Source organism: Devosia equisanguinis (assembly GCF_900631955.1).
Lineage (GTDB): Bacteria > Pseudomonadota > Alphaproteobacteria > Rhizobiales > Devosiaceae > Devosia > Devosia equisanguinis.
This window is the reverse complement of record NZ_UZWD01000032.1, coordinates 1-15,617: the sequence shown is the minus strand read 5'-3', so window position 1 is coordinate 15,617 and position 15,617 is coordinate 1. Positions and strand designations below refer to the sequence as shown.

Sequence of the window (15,617 nt, the reverse complement as noted above, 5' to 3'; positions counted from 1 at the left end):
GCCATGTCCACCTCATCCACCGAGCTGGCGGCCAATCGCCGCGATATCCGCCCCGGCCGCATCATCGTCTGGACCCTGCTGCTCATCGGCGGGCTGATCATGATCACGCCGCTGCTCTTCATGTTCTCGACCTCGCTCAAGACCTCGGGCCAGGTCTATGACCTGCGCCTGATCCCGGCCGCACCGACCTTTGACAATTACATCAAGGTCCTGGGCGACGGCCGCTTCATGCGCTGGTTCTTCAATTCGACCTTCATCGCGCTGACGGTGACGCTGTCCAACGTCTTCTTCGACTCTCTGGTCGGCTACACGCTGGCCAAGTTCGAGTTCCGCGGCCGCTATTTCATCTTCCTCGCCATTCTCTCGACCCTGATGATCCCCACCGAAATGCTGGTGATCCCATGGTATCTGATGTCTAGCCAGCTCGGCTGGATCGACAGCTATTGGGGCATCATGTTCCCCGGCATGATGACGGCCTTCGGCACGTTCCTGATGAAGCAGTTCTTCGAAGGCGTGCCCAATGACTTCCTCGAAGCCGCACGCGTCGACGGGCTCAACGAATTCACAATCTGGTGGAAGATCGCCATGCCCATGGTGGTGCCGGCCATCTCGGCCTTGGCCATCTTCACCTTCCTCGGCAATTGGACCGCCTTCTTCTGGCCGCTGATCGTCACCACCTCCAAGGAGCTCTATACGCTGCCCGTCGGCATCTCGAGCTTCTCGGCTGAGTCCTCGATCCAGTGGGAGCTGATCATGACCGGCGCCGCCATCGGCACCATCCCGACGCTCCTCGTCTTCCTGGCCCTGCAGCGCTTCATCGTTCGCGGCGTCATGCTGGCCGGCCTCAAGGGTTGATGCGATGACCGATCCCCGCCTTTCCGATACTTCGGTCTTTCCCGATCCGGTCTATAAGGAAACTGTTCTGGCGCCATTGTTCGATGGCGCCAAGGACCACCATGTCGAGGGCTTCCGCGCCATCGACCGCGCCCATCTGGTGATGCTGGCCGAAACCGGCATCCTCGATGCCGCCCAGGCCGGCGAGATCGCCAAGGCGCTGGACAGCATTGATGCCGAAATCGTCCCGTCCGAGCTGGTCTATACCGGAGAGGTCGAAGACTTCTTCTTCCTCATCGAGAAAGAGCTCAAAAAGCGCGTCGGCCTCGATCTCGGTGGCCGCCTGCATACGGCGCGCTCGCGCAACGATATCGACCACACGCTGTTCAAGCTCGGCCTGCGCGAGCGGCTCAATGTGCTGATCGGCAAGGCCCTCAATCTGCACAGCGCATTGATCGAGGCCGCCGAGCGGGAAAAGCACACGCTGATCGTGGCCTATACCCATGGCCAGCCGGCGCAGCCGACGACGTTCGGGCACTATCTCTCGGCCGTGATCGAATTCGTTACCCGCGATATCGAGCGCCTGTTCGAGGCCTATCGCATCGTCGATCTCTCGCCCATGGGCGCTGCGGCGATCACCACGACCGGCTTCCCGACCGACCGGGCGCTGGTAGCAGAACTGCTGGGCTTCGCCGCACCCTTGCAGAATTCCTATTCCTGCATTGCCGGGGTCGACTACATCACCTCGACCTACTCGGCCATCGAGCTGATGTTCCTTCACCTGGGCCGTCCGATCCAGGACTTCCAGGTCTGGACCAGCTTTGAGGTTGGGCAGATCTATGTGCCCAATTCCCTGGTGCAGATTTCCTCGATCATGCCGCAGAAGCGCAATCCGGTGCCGATCGAGCATCTGCGTCACCTGTCGAGCCAGACCGTGGGCCGCGCCCACGCCATGCTCACGGTGATGCACAATACGCCCTTCACCGACATGAATGACAGCGAGGGCGAAACCCAGTCCATGGGCTACGGCGCCTTTGCCAGCGCCTACCGCGTGCTCGACCTGTTGGCGGCCTTGGTCGCCCAGATCCGTATCGATCCGGCGCGGGTGGCGCAGAACATCCGCCGCTCCTGCATCACCATCACCGAATTGGCCGACAGTCTCGTCCGCCGCGAGGGCCTGTCCTTCCGCGAAGGTCATGAGATCGCTGCTGCGGTCGCCAAGGCCGTCGTGGCCATGGGCGGCGACCTCGTGAGCGATGGCTATGCCCCGTTCCGCGCCGCCTTCGAACAGGCGACCGGCCGGGTGTCCACGCTGGACGAAGCCACCTTCGCCGAACTGGTGTCGCCCGAATATTTCGTTTCGGTGCGCACCCGCTTCGGCGGTCCGGCGCCCGAACCGCTCAACGCCGCCATTGCCGGCTACCGGCAGGACGCCGCGCGTCTCGCCCAAACCCATGACAACCTGCTGCGCCGCCAGGCTGACGCCGCGCGCCTGCTCAAAACCCGCTTCGACGCATTGAAGGGACACGCCTGATGGCCAAGATTGAACTTCAGGGCCTGGTCAAGGCCTATGGCAATACTCGCGCCGTGCACGGCATCGACCTCACCATCGAGGATGGCGAATTCGTCGTCTTTGTTGGCCCCTCGGGCTGCGGCAAGTCCACCACGCTGCGCATGATTGCGGGCCTCGAGGACATTTCCGGCGGCAAGCTGCTGATTGGCGACGAGGTGGTGAACCAGCGCGAGCCCAAGCAGCGCAATATCGCCATGGTGTTCCAGAACTACGCCATCTATCCGCATATGACCGTGGGCCAGAATATCGGCTTCGGGCTCTACACGTCCAAGCTGTCCAAGGATGAAAAGCAGAAGCGGATCGAGGAAACCGGCAAGATCCTGGGCCTGGAAAAGCTGCTTGACCGTCGCCCTGCGGCCCTCTCCGGTGGTCAGCGCCAGCGCGTCGCCATCGGCCGCGCCATGGTGCGCGACCCCGTGGCCTTCCTCTTCGACGAACCGCTGTCCAATCTCGATGCGCAATTGCGCAGCCAGATGCGCATGGAGATCAAGAGCCTGCATCGCCGGCTCGGCACCACCATCGTCTATGTGACCCATGACCAGGTCGAGGCCATGACCATGGCCGACAAGATCGTGGTCATGCGCGATGGCAATATCCTGCAGGTCGGCACCCCCACCGATCTCTACGAGAACCCCGTCGATGTGTTCACCGCTCGCTTCATCGGCAGCCCGTCGATGAACATGATGGAAGGCAATCTCGCCAATGGCGCGCTCTCGGTCCACGGCTTGACCGCCTCCGGCCTGACCCTGCCGGTTCATGACGGCAAGGTGCTCGTGGGCGTTCGTCCGCACGATTTCGTCGTCGGCGACGCCAGCGGTGCCGGGGTCAGCGGCTCGGGCGTCGTCGAGGCGGTGGAGCCGCTCGGCGCCGAAACCCTGGTTCATGTGCTCATCGGCAAGACCCTGGTCACCGCCACGGCACCGGGCCGCGTGGTGCCGGTTATCGGCAGCACCGTTTCGGTTCATGCCGGCATTGGCGCCCTCTATCTGTTCGACGCTGCCAGCGAGAAGGCTCTGGGTCGGGCATGAGGTCAACACCATCCAAAGCCAGGGCGGTGTTGAGCCTTGGCCGCATCTATTGCGACATGGTGTTTCGCGGTCTCGATGGCATGCCGCAACTGGGTCGCGAGATGTTCGCGCGCGATTTCACCATGACGCCAGGCGGCGGGGCGCTGATCACCGCGGCCCATCTCTCCGCCAATGGGCGATCCTCGGCGCTTTTGGCGCGCTTTGGCACCGATGCGCTGTCCACCGCCTTGTCGCCGCAGATCGAGCAATTGGGGCTCGACCTGCAGTTTCTCGATCGCAATGACAGTGCCGGGCCGCAACTGACCGTGGTCATGGTCAATGACAGTGATCGCGCCTTCCTGTCGCGCCGCGCCGGCCACGCCCGGCCGGCCAGTTTCGAGCAGGCCCTGGCCTGGCCCGAGGCGGGGCATCTGCACATTGCCGAATATGCGACGCTGCACGAAATGCGCGACGCCATCAGCGCAGCCAAGGCCAAGGGCCTGACGGTCTCGCTCGACCCCAGCTGGGACGACGAGCTGATCCGCGATCCCCTGTTCTTCGAGCGCACGGCAGGGATCGACGTGTTCATGCCCAATGAGGAAGAGGCTCATGCCTTGACCGGGGCCAAGGACCCGCGCGAGGCGTTGGCCATCCTTGCCCGGCATTTCCCGGTCGTCACCCTCAAATGTGGGGGAGACGGGGCCATGCTGGCCATGGGCGACACTGTGTACACATTGCCCAGTCCCAAGGTTCGGGTTATCGACACGACCGGTGCCGGCGATGCTTTCAACGCCGGCTTCCTCGATGCCTGGCTCGATGGTGCCGAACCTGAAGCGTGCCTGGCGGCGGCGATCGGGGCTGGTTCGCGTTCGGTGCAGGCCTCGGGTGGCACCGGCAGCCTTGCGGCCACCGCCTGAACTTGACCTAAAAAGCGGGGCACTCGATCCCGCAACAGAAGCAGAATGATGAGCAGTCCAGAATTTCGCGTCTTCCCCACCGCTGAAGCCACCGCAGAAGCCGTTGCCGCCTATCTCGCTGAACAGCTGGCATCCACGCCTGCCATGCGGCTGGGCCTGGCCACCGGCAATACCTTCGTGCCGATCTATGCGGCGCTGGTCGAGCTCTATAAGGCGGGCGGCTTCTCCTTTGCCCGGACGGAGAGCTTCAACCTGGACGAATATATCGGCCTGCCGCCCGGCCATCCGGCGTCCTTTGCCGCCTATATGCAGCAACATCTGTTCAGCCAGGTCGACCTGCCCGAGGGCAGGGGACATCTGCCGGGCGTGTTGGGCGATGTCGCGGCGGCCTGCACCGCTTACGAGGCTGCCATCTCGGCGGGCGGCGGCATCGATCTGCAATTGCTCGGCATCGGTCGCAACGGCCATATTGGTTTCAACGAACCCGGCTCGGCCTTCGACAGCCGCGCCCGCGAAGTCGCGTTGACCGCCTCGACCCGCGAGGCCAACAAGGGCGATTTCCCTCCGGGCGAAAGCGTGCCGCCTGCCGCCGTGACCATGGGTATCGGCACCATTCTCGAAGCGCGCCAGATCGTCCTCGTGGCCATCGGCGCTTCCAAGATCGAAGCGCTCGACGCCGCCTTCCGCCAGGCCCCCAGCCCCGATTGCCCCGCCTCGGCCCTCCAGGCCCACCCCAACGTCATCGTCTTCGCCGACAGCGCCGCGATCCCCAACGGGGTGTGAATAGCCCCTGGGTGCCACAAACTCGATTGCCGCCCCGGCGCAGGCCGGGGCCCATTCTGAGATCTCGAGATGGATCCCGGCCGGAGTTTATCCTCGGGCGCGAAGCGACCCGGGGGCCGGGATGACATCGTGCGGGGCGAACGCTTCGTGGCCAGATCATTTCAACTTGAGGTGGACTCTGGGCGCTTTCGCCTCCCTCCCCGCCAGGGGAGAGAGCTCCGGCTGCGTGTTTGGCAATATCTCACCTGGCACGCGATGCGACTCCTCCCCCTCCTTCAGGGGGAGGTTGGTTGGGTGGGGGTGTGCAGCACGCTCAAACCCCTATGCGATAGCCCTGCCTCAGGGGGAGAGAGCGACGAACGCTCTAGCCCATTGGTCGCACCGTCAGCGGAATTGACGATTGTGTGACAGCGGGGCACACTCGCCGCGCTGTGGGACCCGGCTTGTCCCGCAACAAGCGCGCGTAGGAGGCGGGCCTTCGGTGTTGGCAGAAGCGGTGCAATCCGGCCGATCTGGCGGGTGGGTCCATCGGATGCAGACCACGCATCTGGGGGATGCGACCGACTATCTCAACCAGCGCTATTGCGGCCATCGGCTCGATACCGACCGCGATCACAGCGACCTTGATTTCCGCCACAGCGCCGTCGAAATCGGTCCATCGACCTTCAACATGCTGCAATATGGCAGCCCGGTCTCCATCGCTTCTGAGTTCGACGCCTTCTACATGCTCGAAATGCCGCTCGATGGCGGCGTGGATATCGAGTTCGGCAGCGATACCTTTCATACCGAGGCGGGGCTGGCACTGCTGCTGTCGCCCGGGCCGCGCTTCGTTTCGCATTGGCGCGCCGGTACACGGCAATTGATGCTGCAGATCCACCGCGACCTGGTGCGGGACCGCATGACCGAGCTGGCCCGCCGACGGCCCTTGGCGCTGCCGGTGTTCAATCCGGTGATCCAGCTGCGCAGCGAAAGCGGGCAGCAGGTGCAGCAGGTGCTGAGCGAACTGGCCAATTTTGCGGTGCGCGAGGAGGCGCCCGATCCCGAGCAACTGTCGCGGCTGGTGCCGTTGCTGGTCGATGGCATGCTGCGCAATCTCGCCTTTCGGCAGGGCGAGTCCGTGGTGTTCGAGCGGCTGCAGGCCACGCCGCGCCAGGTCAAGGTGGCCATGGACCTGTTCAGCGCCCGCTTCAGCGACAAGCTCAACATGTCCGATGTGGCGCGCGAGGTCGGGGTCTCCGAACGTTCGCTGTTCGACGGCTTCCAGCGCTATTACCAGCGCTCGCCCCTCATGGTGCTGACCGATATCCGCATGCAGGAGGCGCGGCGCCTCATTCGTGGCGGCATGCCGGTCGCCGAGGCGGCGCGGCGGGTGGGCATGCCGCATGCCGGGCGCTTCGCGGCCGGTTACAAGCGCCTTTTCGGCGTGGCGCCTTCGGCCGAGCGCGCCTGACTATCCACATCCTGCAGATTTGCTGCGGGCGGGGTCTTGCCCCTCCTGACAAGCCATCAACACCATGGCTAGACATGGTCCGATATCTCCCAATCGGATCGCTGCCTTGCCTCTTCATTCCGCCAAGATCAAAGCCCTGAGCGCACAGAATCCGGCGCTGCTCTCGTGCTATTTCCCGCTCGGCGATCCGGCCGTGCCGCTGGATATGGTCGATATCTATGCCGGCGAAGGCGTCGACGTGCTCGAGATCGGCATGGCTTCGCCCAATCCCTATCTCGACGGCTCCGATGTCCGCCAATCCATGGCCCGCGCCAATCGCGACCATGCCCGGGCCAATCTCGATGCGCTGCTCGACCGCCTGGCCCGCCTGCCGCAGGCGCCCGCCACTTTGCTGATGACCTATGCCGATGGCGAGCATCCCGGTCTTGCCGGTCCGCAATTCTGGTCGGGGCTCGACAGCCTCCTCGTCGTTGCGCCGGAGGCCGATCCGCTGCGCCAGCGCCTCGAGGCCAATGCCATCGCTGCCGGGCTCAAGCCCTCAAGTTTCGTCGCCCTGCCAATGACCGAGGCGGCCATCGCCGCGGCGCAGCAGGCCAGCTTTTACGTCATGCTGCAGGCCGCTGCCGGCGTCACCGGCCCGCGCGACGTGGTCGATCCGGCCAATGCCGATCACATCGCCACCCTGCGCCAGGCTGGCGTCACCGTGCCGATCCTTCCCGGCTTCGGCATTTCGCGCGGCGAGCATGCGCGCACGGTCCGCAGCCTCGGCGGCGACGGGGTCATCGTCGGGTCCGAAACCCTGCGCGCCGCCCTTGCCGGCCCGGATGCATTGCGGCGCCTGTTCAGGGATTTGCGGGGAGGCCTCGATGGCTGAGGGTGATCTTTACATCGGCTTCGACATCGGCTCGACCCAGGTCAAGGGCGGCATCTTCACCGCCGAGGGCGAGGTGGTCGCCAGCTGGAGCCGCGCCTATCCCACCAACCGTCCCGGCTTCGGCGTGGTCGAGCAGAACCCCTATGACTGGCTGAATGGCGTCCGCGACGGCCTTGCGGCACTGATTGCCGATATCGATGTCTCGCGCATTGCCGGGCTCGGCCTCTGCAGCCAGGTCAATACCGACGTTTTCGTCGATGCCGAGGGCGTCCCGCTCGCCCCCGCCATCGTCTGGCAGGATGTGCGCGCCCAGGCCGAGGCCGCCGCCATCAATGCCTCGATATCCGCCGCCGAAAAAGCCCAATGGTGGGGCCCGGGCGTCGATATCCCCATCGGCGCCAGCCATGTGGTGGCCAAGATGGCCTGGTTCGAGCGCCATCATCCCGATCTCTGGGCCCGCACCGTGCATGTGCTGGCGCCCAAGGATTTTTGCCTCTTCCACCTCACCGGCAAGGCCGTGGCCGATCCGCTGGCCGCCTGGGGCCAGGTCGGGGCCCATCATCGCTATGTCGCGGGCCTCCTTGACCGCGTCAATGGCGCCGCAGCCAGGCTGCCGCCGCTGTTCGAACTGACCGAGGTGATCGGCGAAACCGTCATCGGCGGCCGCACGGTGCCGGTTGTCGCCGGCACGATGGATGCCTTCGGTAATCTCTTCGGCTGCGGCGTCTGCAAGCCCGGCCAGGGCATGTATATGAGCGGCACCAGCGAAATCCTGGCGGTGGCCGGCGATCGCCGCACCAGCGCCCCCGGGGTCGTCACCTTCCCCACGGTCGAGGGACTCGTGGTCCATGCCGGTCCCACCCAGAGCGGCGGCGACAGCCTGCGCTGGTGGGGCGCGGTGGCCAATGTCGAGCCGCTCGACGTGCCAGTGCTTGCTGCGCAGGCCGATCGCCATGGCCGGCCCATGCTGTTCCTGCCGCATCTCGAAGGCGAGCGCGCTCCCCTCTGGGACAGCGAAATCCGCGGCGCCTTCATCGGCATCGACAGTCGCGCCGGTGCGCCCGATTTTGCGCTGGCGGTCATGGAGGGCGTCGCCCTTTCCGGCCGCCTCCTGTTCGAGGCCCTGTCCAGTGCCGCCGGCGAAAAGCCCCAGCACCTGCTGCATGGCGGCGGCGGCTCGCGCTCCGATCTCTGGAGCCAGATCCGCGCCGATTGCCTGGGCGTGCCCATGCATCGCATGGCCTATGCCGGCATTGGCTGTCTCGGCGCCGCCATCATGGCGGCGGTGGGCGTCGGCCGCTTCACCCGCATGGTCGATGCCGTCTCGTCCATGACCGTGGTCGAACGCGTCTTCGAGCCCGATCCGGCCATGCGCGCCCGCTATGACGGCCTGTTCGACGCCTACAAGGCCGCCATCGCGGCGCTCAAACCCATCACCCTATCCGGCCAGCCCCAAGTCTCGGGAACGCCTTGAGGCGCGCCGTTTTTCTGCAAGGAGGACTACAATGAAACTCTCGACCCTGACCCTGGCCTTTGCCGGCCTGATGACGACGACGGCCTTTGCCACCGACGTCACCATCCTCACCCCCTATATCAGCTCCATCCCGACCAATGAGATGGCGCAGGCCTTCAAGGCCGAGGGCGACAAGCGCGGCTGGAACACCACCATCATCGATACGCGTAATGATTTCGGCCAGCTGGCCTCGCGCATCGAGGACACGGTCAATGCCAAGCCCGACGCCATCGTCCTGATCTCCGTCGATCACAACCAGGTCGGCGATCAGGTGGCCCTGGCCGCCGAAGCCGGCATTCCGGTGATCTCGCTCGACGGCACGCCGGGCCCCAACATCACCGTCAACGTCACCTCGAACAATTTCGACATGGGCGTCGCCCTGTCGCGTGATCTGTTCGAGGCCATTGGCGGCAAGGGCAATATCGTCAAATTCTTCCACTCGGCCCATCCGGGCGTGCATCTGCGTGAACAGGGCCTCGATCAGGTCCTCACCGAATATCCCGACATCAAGGTGGTCGCCGAGCACTATGTGAAGGTGCCCGGTCCGGTGGATGACAGCCGCGTGGCCATGGAGAATTTCCTGCGTCAGTTCGGCGACGATATCGATGGGGTCTGGGCCGCTTTCGACGATCCCGGCATCGGTGCGGAACTGGCTGCCGAATCCGAGCGTCCCGATGCCAAATTCATCATCATGGGCATCGACGGCAATGCGCAGGCCGTCGACATGATCAAGAATTGCACCCACTTCAAGCAGACGCTGCGCCAGGACTTCCCCGGCATGGCCGCTATCGGTGCCGAGCAGTTGGACCGCGTGCTGGCCGGCAGCACCGCCGATGCCAGCGAGATGTATGTGCCCGCCATTCCGGTCAATGCGGAATCGCTCGGCGTCACCTGCGAATAAGCCCATGCTGCTCGAAGTCCGCGATCTCAAGAAATGGTTCGCCGGCGCTCGCGCGCTGGACGGCGTCGACCTCAGTGTCGACGCCGGCTCGGTGCATGGCCTGTTGGGCGAAAACGGCGCGGGCAAATCGACGCTGATCAAGTCGCTGTCGGGGCTCGTTACCCCTGACAGCGGCACTATTGCGGTCGATGGCGACATCAGACCGATCACCTCGGTGCGCGACGCCGAGGCGCTGGGGTTCCGGTTCATCCACCAGGAACTGAGCCTGGTTCCCCATTTCACCGCCATCGAAAACTGCTTTGTCGGCCGGCCCTATCCGCGCAAGGGTCCCTTCATCGACCGCGCCACTATGCGGCGCCAGGTGGAAGAGGCGGCAAAACTCATCGCGCCCGACCTGCCGCTCGACGTGCCGGCCAGCCGGTTGACTACCGGGCAGAAGCAATTGGTCGAAATCATTCGGGCGCTGATGACAGAGGGCAGCCGGTTGATCGTCATGGACGAGCCGACCGCCTCGCTGTCCGATGGCGAAGCGGCGCGGCTGCACAATGCGGTGCGCGTGCTGTCGGGGCAGGGCGTCGCCATCATCTTCATTTCACACCGGCTCGACGAGGTGCTCGATATCTGTGACCGCTTCACGGTGCTGCGCAATGGCAAGACCACCGGCAGCGGTGCCATTTCCGACACGTCCCGCGAACAGTTGGTCCGGCTGATGACCGGCAATGACACGAAATTGTCGACCCGCCAGCCGGCCGGTATCCATGGCAAGCCGGTGCTCACCGTCGAAGACCTGCCCTTTGGCCCCGACGGCAATGCGATCTCGTTCGCCGTGCGTGAGGGCGAAATCCTGGGCCTTTACGGCCTGGTGGGGGCAGGGCGCTCCTCGCTGATCAAGCAGATCTGGGGCGCGCGCCGCCATGAGGGTGGGCGCATCCTTCTCGATGGCGAAGCCATGCGGCCATCGGCCATCCGCCAGCGCATCGCCAGGGGTGGCGCCTATGTGCCCGAGGACCGGCGCGGCGAAGGTCTCGTCACCCAGCGCAGCATTGCCGAAAATCTGGTGCTGGCCGATCTCGGCGCCGTGCGCGCCAGCCCGGCTCTTCCCATCGTCAGCGGCAAGAAGCTGGTCGAGCGGGCCGACACCATCCGCCAGCAGTTGGCGGTCAAGATGGGCTCGCCCCATGCCAGGCCGCTGACCCTTTCGGGCGGCAATCAGCAGAAATTGCTGTTCGGCCGCTGGTTCGGCCGTCCTATACGCCTGCTCATTCTCGACGAACCCTCAAGGGGCGTCGATGTCGGAGCCAAGGCGGAAATCCACGCCCTTGCCCGGCAGATGGCGGCTAATGGCGCCGCCGTGCTCATGGCCACCAGCGACATGGACGAACTGCTCGCCCTGTCGGACCGCGTGCTGGTCATGGCCGGCGGGCGCATCACCACAGAACTCGTCGGCGAACAGATCGAGCCCCGTTCCATCGTAGCGGCCGCCTTCGCCCATACCGAACGCAAGGAGACCGGGTCATGAGTGACCTCTTCGGCAAATATGGCACGCTTTTGGCCCTGATCCTGATCGTCGTGGCCTTCGCCATCGCCTCACCGGGCGCCTTCGGCACGCCAGGCAATCTCATCAACATCACCCAGCAGATGTCGCTGCTCGCCATCGTGGCGGTCGGGGTCACCCTGGTGATGGCCGCTGGTGAATTCGATCTCGCCACCGCCTCTTTGGTGTCGTTCGGCGGCATCTTCATCATGTATCTGTTCGCTGCCGGCGTGCCCGCGCCGCTGGCCTTCGTCATCGTCCTTGCCGCTGCCGGATGTTTTGGCGCCCTTTCCGGCTTCATCATTGCGCGCTTCGAGGTCCTGTCCTTCATCGCCACGCTGGCGGCGGGCACCATTATCGGCGGCGTCACCTTCTATCTCTCCGATGGTGCGACGCTGTTTGGCGGCATTCCCGACGGTTTCCGCGATATCGCCCGGGGTTGGACCTTCGGCCTGCCGACCCTCACCTGGTGGATGATCGGCGTCGCCATCGTCGTCTGGCTCCTGCTCGACAAGATCGAGTTCGGCCGTCGGCTTTATGCCATTGGCGGCAATCGCGAAGCCTCCCGTCTCGCCGGCGTGCGCATCGTCCCCAATACCATGATGGCCTTTGCGCTCTCGGGCATGCTGGCGGCGCTGGTGGGCATGCTGCTCACCGGCCGCATCGGCAGCGCCAATCCCACCGGTGGTGGCGGCTATCTGCTCACCGCCTATGCTGCGGTGTTCCTGGGCATGACCGCCTTCCGCGATGGCGAGGCCAATGTGCCCGGCACGCTGGTTGGCGCCGCCATCATCGCCGTGGTCAGCAATGGCCTCACCATTCTGGGCGTTTCGACCTTCCTCCAGGACATCATCACCGGCAGCATCATTCTTGCCGCCGTGCTGGTGCGCCGCATCGGCAAGGGGGCCTAGGATGGCTGGCGCAAGCGCAATGCGGGCCGAAAGACCCGGCCGTTACGGCTCGTTCGGCGGCCAGTTCGTCGCCCCGGTGCTGCTGCCGGTGCTCGACCGGCTGGAAGCAGCCTTTGAAGAGGCCTGGGCCAATCGCGGCTTCCGCGCCGAGTTCGAGCGCCTGCTGCACAGCTTTGTCGGCCGGCCGACGCCGATCTCCGAGCTTGGGGCACTGATGCCCGAGGCCAATGGTGTGCGTATCGTGCTCAAGCGCGACGATCTCACCTTCAATGGTGGCAATTATGCCAATTCAGCGCTTGGCCAGTGCCTGCTGGCGCGGCGCATGGGCCTCGAAAGCGTCGTCACCGATACCGGTTCGGGCCAGAACGGCATCGCCACGGCAGCCGTGGCGGCGCATTTGGGCATGAAGGCGGTGGTCTATATCGGCGCGCGTGATGCCAAGCGCTATGCGGCGACGGTCAAGAAGATCCGCGCCTTCGGTGCCGACCTGCGCGTCGTCGCCGATGCCGAGGGTACGCTGCATGCCGCGACCAGCGCGGCGGTGCGCCACTGGATGGGTACCAGTGATCATACCGCCTATGTGGCTGGTGCCCCGATCGGCGCGCATCCTTATCCGCGCCTTGTCAGTGCCTTTCAGTCGGTCATCGGCAACGAGACCCGCCTGCAGATGATCGGCACCGGCCAGGTGCCGGCGGCCATCGTTTCGGCTGTTGGCGGCGGCTCCTCCACTATCGGCATTTTCTCCGCCTTTCTCGTCGACAAGGGCATTCGCCTCCTGGCGGTCGAAGCCGGCGGCGATGGCGGTCCCGCCCATTCGGCGCGGCTGGCCAAGGGCCGCCGTGGCGTGCTGCATGGTGCCGAAACCCTGGTGCTGAGCGACGAGAACGGCCAGATTCTCTCCGCCAATTCCATTGCCTCCGGCCTCGCCTATCCCGGCTCCTCGCCCGAGCTGGCCAACCTGGTCGACAGCGGTCGGGTCGAGACCACCTCCATCGGCGATGCCGAAGCGCTTGATGCGGTCCGCCGGCTGGCCGAACGCGAAGGCATTCTGATTTCGCTCGAAGCCGGGCATGCCCTGGCGGCGGCCGAGCAATTGGCCGCCACACTGCCTGCCGGGTCCAGCATTGTGGTCATGGTCCCCGCCTCTGGCGACAAGGACCTCGATATCGTCTGGCCGGAGAGCTGACATGGCTAAAGCGCACAAGACGCCAAACCGCATCGATGTGATGTTCGATCGTCTCAAGGCCGAAGGCCGCAAGGCGCTGGTGACCTTCGCGGTGGCCGATGATCCGGATCGCGAGGAGAGCCTTGCCGCCCTCCACGCCTTCGTCGCCAGCGGCATCGACCTCATCGAACTGGGCTATCCCTTTTCCGATCCGATCCTGGATGGCGCCACCATCCAGCGCGCCAATCGGCGGGCGCTCGAAGGCGGCGGCAATCTCGCCGCCGCGCTCGACCTGGTCGCTGCATTCCGGCAGACCGATACGACCACCCCGATCATTCTGATGGGCTATTCCAATCCGCTCGTCGCCATGGGCTATGAAGCCTTTGCCAGCCGCGCGGCTGCAGCCGGGATCGATGGCATCATCGCCGCCGACATGCCCCTGCGCGAGGCCGATGACCTTCTCGCCCAGCTGGATAAAAATGGCCTGGTGATGGTGGCGCTGTCGGCACCGACGCTCGACGCAACCGATTTCTCTGCTCGGCCTGGGGTCGGCGGTTTCCTCTACTGCATTCCGGTGGTGGGGCCGACGGGTGGGCCCTCGGCCTCCATCGAGACCATCAGCGGGGCGGTCGAACGGCTGCGTCCGCTCACCAAGCTTCCCGTATTGGTTGGCTTCGGTATCAAGACCCCAGAGGCGGCGGCCGAGACTGCGGCAGTGGCCGATGGCGCCATCGTCGCCAGCGCCTTGATCGAAGAAGTGCACAGCAAGAACCCGGACCGCACATCGCGCCTTGCCGCCTATGCGCGTCTCATCGGCGACTATCGGCAGGCGCTCGACGCGCTCTGAATTCGGTAAGTCGTTCAGAATTCGTTCATAATGCGGTCAGGTAAGCGGCGTCCCTCGGGGCGCCGCCACCGTTTTGGCGCGCCGAAATGGCCGATGCCGTTTCCGTGAGCATGCCCACTTTACATATAATAGTACTTTATATAGGGTCCTCTCATCGCCTGAAGCTGACAAGCCGGGCGGTCATTTGGGAGGATCAACATGACCATCATCACCAAGCTCGCCCTCGCGGCGGGCCTCGCTACTGCCTTGTCTACCGCTGCCTTTGCCCAGGATTTGTCGGGCAAGGTCGTCGGTTTCAGCCAGATCGGCTCGGAGTCCGGCTGGCGCGCTGCCGAGACTTCTGTGACCAAGCAGCAGGCCGAGGAACGCGGCGTCGACCTCAAGTTCGCCGATGCCCAGCAGAAGCAGGAAAACCAGATCAAGGCCATTCGCGGCTTCATCGCCCAGGGCGTGGACGCCATCCTGGTCGCCCCCGTCGTCGCCACCGGCTGGGATGAAGTGCTGACCGAAGCCAAGGAAGCCGAAATCCCGGTCGTCCTGCTCGACCGCGGCGTCGATGCGTCCGAAGATCTGTACCTGACCTCGGTCGCATCCGACCAGGTCAAGGAAGGCCGTGTGGCCGGCCAGTGGCTGGTCGACACCGTCGGCACCGAAGAGTGCAAGATCGTCGAACTGCAGGGCACCGTCGGCTCGACCCCGGCCATCAACCGCAAGCAGGGCTTCGAGGAAGCGATTGCCGGCCACGACAACCTCTCCATCATCCGTAGTCAGACCGGTGATTTCACCCGCTCCAAGGGCAAGGAAGTGATGGAAGGCTTCATCAAGGCCGAAAACGGCGGCGCCGATATCTGCGCTGTTTACGCCCACAATGACGACATGGCCGTTGGCGCCATCCAGGCCATCAAGGACGCCGGCCTCAAGCCCGGCACCGACATCCTGGTCGTCTCCATCGACGCCGTGCCCGATATCTTCACCGCCATCGCGGCCGGCGAAGCCAATGCCACGGTCGAATTGACCCCGAACATGGCCGGTCCCGCTTTCGACGCCCTGGCCGCGTATCTGGCTGACGGCACCGAGCCGGAGAAGTTCATCATCACCGAAAGCAAGCTCTACACCTCTGCCGACGACCCGCAGGGCGAATATGACCGCCGCAAGGGCCTGGGTTACTGATAGTCTGAACGCGGTGGGGCCCATTTGTGGCCCCACCCCACCCTCATTCCCTCCCCTCAAGGGGGAGGGAGGCGCAAGGCCACGACGCTCGTGTTCATCGTCTCCTTCTCCCTTGCGGGGAGGGATCAAGGGTGGGGC

At 64.8% G+C, this 15,617-nt stretch carries 14 protein-coding genes; all 14 read left to right on the top strand.

What is annotated here, in order from left to right; all coding sequences use genetic code 11:
* Window positions 1–3: 3 nt before the first annotated feature.
* A complete protein-coding gene (locus tag DEVEQU_RS12845; RefSeq protein ID WP_126151002.1) occupies window positions 4–855 on the top strand; it encodes a carbohydrate ABC transporter permease in 852 nt (283 codons plus the stop codon).
* Between the two features lie 4 nt (window positions 856–859).
* Window positions 860–2,368 carry an argininosuccinate lyase gene (gene argH / locus DEVEQU_RS12840; protein ID WP_126150993.1) on the top strand — a complete coding sequence of 503 codons (1,509 nt, stop codon included), beginning with the start codon at window positions 860–862 and terminating at the stop codon, window positions 2,366–2,368.
* Entirely contained in the window at window positions 2,368–3,435 is a 1,068-nt protein-coding gene (locus DEVEQU_RS12835; RefSeq protein ID WP_126150992.1) for an ABC transporter ATP-binding protein, read from the top strand. Before argH ends, DEVEQU_RS12835 begins: the two co-directional genes overlap by 1 nt.
* Window positions 3,432–4,331, top strand: a complete 900-nt coding sequence (locus DEVEQU_RS12830) for a carbohydrate kinase family protein (protein ID WP_126150991.1) — start codon at window positions 3,432–3,434, stop codon at window positions 4,329–4,331. The genes DEVEQU_RS12835 and DEVEQU_RS12830 overlap by 4 nt, the downstream gene beginning before the upstream one ends.
* 48 nt (window positions 4,332–4,379) lie before the next feature.
* On the top strand, window positions 4,380–5,114 hold the full coding sequence (locus DEVEQU_RS12825) for a glucosamine-6-phosphate deaminase (protein WP_206437844.1): 735 nt from the start codon (window positions 4,380–4,382) through the stop codon (window positions 5,112–5,114).
* Window positions 5,115–5,646: 532 nt separating this feature from the next.
* Window positions 5,647–6,564 carry an AraC family transcriptional regulator gene (locus DEVEQU_RS12820; RefSeq protein WP_126150989.1) on the top strand — a complete coding sequence of 306 codons (918 nt, stop codon included), beginning with the start codon at window positions 5,647–5,649 and terminating at the stop codon, window positions 6,562–6,564.
* A gap of 106 nt (window positions 6,565–6,670) precedes the next feature.
* Window positions 6,671–7,438 (top strand): tryptophan synthase subunit alpha, encoded by a 768-nt coding sequence (locus DEVEQU_RS12815; protein WP_164550388.1) that lies wholly within the window; start codon window positions 6,671–6,673, stop codon window positions 7,436–7,438.
* A complete protein-coding gene (locus DEVEQU_RS12810) occupies window positions 7,431–8,912 on the top strand; it encodes a xylulokinase (protein ID WP_164550387.1) in 1,482 nt (493 codons plus the stop codon). Before DEVEQU_RS12815 ends, DEVEQU_RS12810 begins: the two co-directional genes overlap by 8 nt.
* Window positions 8,913–8,943: 31 nt before the next feature.
* The gene (locus DEVEQU_RS12805; protein WP_223214215.1) at window positions 8,944–9,852 is read left to right on the top strand and encodes a sugar ABC transporter substrate-binding protein; all 909 of its coding nucleotides are present in this window, start codon (window positions 8,944–8,946) and stop codon (window positions 9,850–9,852) included.
* 4 nt (window positions 9,853–9,856) lie between these two features.
* A complete protein-coding gene (locus DEVEQU_RS12800; RefSeq protein WP_126150986.1) occupies window positions 9,857–11,371 on the top strand; it encodes a sugar ABC transporter ATP-binding protein in 1,515 nt (504 codons plus the stop codon).
* Window positions 11,368–12,297: an ABC transporter permease gene (locus DEVEQU_RS12795; RefSeq protein ID WP_126150985.1), complete on the top strand. Its 930-nt coding sequence runs from the start codon at window positions 11,368–11,370 to the stop codon at window positions 12,295–12,297. The genes DEVEQU_RS12800 and DEVEQU_RS12795 overlap by 4 nt, the downstream gene beginning before the upstream one ends.
* Window position 12,298: 1 nt before the next feature.
* Window positions 12,299–13,483: a tryptophan synthase subunit beta gene (gene trpB / locus DEVEQU_RS12790; RefSeq protein ID WP_164550386.1), complete on the top strand. Its 1,185-nt coding sequence runs from the start codon at window positions 12,299–12,301 to the stop codon at window positions 13,481–13,483.
* A gap of 1 nt (window position 13,484) precedes the next feature.
* Entirely contained in the window at window positions 13,485–14,309 is an 825-nt protein-coding gene (trpA, locus tag DEVEQU_RS12785) for a tryptophan synthase subunit alpha (protein ID WP_164550385.1), read from the top strand.
* Window positions 14,310–14,507: 198 nt separating this feature from the next.
* Window positions 14,508–15,479 carry a galactofuranose ABC transporter, galactofuranose-binding protein YtfQ gene (gene ytfQ, locus DEVEQU_RS12780; protein WP_126150982.1) on the top strand — a complete coding sequence of 324 codons (972 nt, stop codon included), beginning with the start codon at window positions 14,508–14,510 and terminating at the stop codon, window positions 15,477–15,479.
* Window positions 15,480–15,617: the final 138 nt, after the last annotated feature.

What these genes read in the sequence shown, in the direction of transcription:
- DEVEQU_RS12805 (WP_223214215.1), top strand. Translation starts at nt 8,944, where the DNA reads ATGAAACTCTCGACCCTGACCCTGGCCTTTGCCGGCCTGATGACGACG.
- DEVEQU_RS12845 (WP_126151002.1), top strand. Translation starts at nt 4, where the DNA reads ATGTCCACCTCATCCACCGAGCTGGCGGCCAATCGCCGCGATATCCGC.
- ytfQ (WP_126150982.1), top strand. Translation starts at nt 14,508, where the DNA reads ATGACCATCATCACCAAGCTCGCCCTCGCGGCGGGCCTCGCTACTGCC.
- DEVEQU_RS12820 (WP_126150989.1), top strand. Translation starts at nt 5,647, where the DNA reads ATGCAGACCACGCATCTGGGGGATGCGACCGACTATCTCAACCAGCGC.
- DEVEQU_RS12795 (WP_126150985.1), top strand. Translation starts at nt 11,368, where the DNA reads ATGAGTGACCTCTTCGGCAAATATGGCACGCTTTTGGCCCTGATCCTG.
- DEVEQU_RS12835 (WP_126150992.1), top strand. Translation starts at nt 2,368, where the DNA reads ATGGCCAAGATTGAACTTCAGGGCCTGGTCAAGGCCTATGGCAATACT.
- argH (WP_126150993.1), top strand. Translation starts at nt 860, where the DNA reads ATGACCGATCCCCGCCTTTCCGATACTTCGGTCTTTCCCGATCCGGTC.
- DEVEQU_RS12825 (WP_206437844.1), top strand. Translation starts at nt 4,380, where the DNA reads ATGAGCAGTCCAGAATTTCGCGTCTTCCCCACCGCTGAAGCCACCGCA.
- DEVEQU_RS12800 (WP_126150986.1), top strand. Translation starts at nt 9,857, where the DNA reads ATGCTGCTCGAAGTCCGCGATCTCAAGAAATGGTTCGCCGGCGCTCGC.
- trpA (WP_164550385.1), top strand. Translation starts at nt 13,485, where the DNA reads ATGGCTAAAGCGCACAAGACGCCAAACCGCATCGATGTGATGTTCGAT.
- DEVEQU_RS12810 (WP_164550387.1), top strand. Translation starts at nt 7,431, where the DNA reads ATGGCTGAGGGTGATCTTTACATCGGCTTCGACATCGGCTCGACCCAG.
- DEVEQU_RS12830 (WP_126150991.1), top strand. Translation starts at nt 3,432, where the DNA reads ATGAGGTCAACACCATCCAAAGCCAGGGCGGTGTTGAGCCTTGGCCGC.
- trpB (WP_164550386.1), top strand. Translation starts at nt 12,299, where the DNA reads ATGGCTGGCGCAAGCGCAATGCGGGCCGAAAGACCCGGCCGTTACGGC.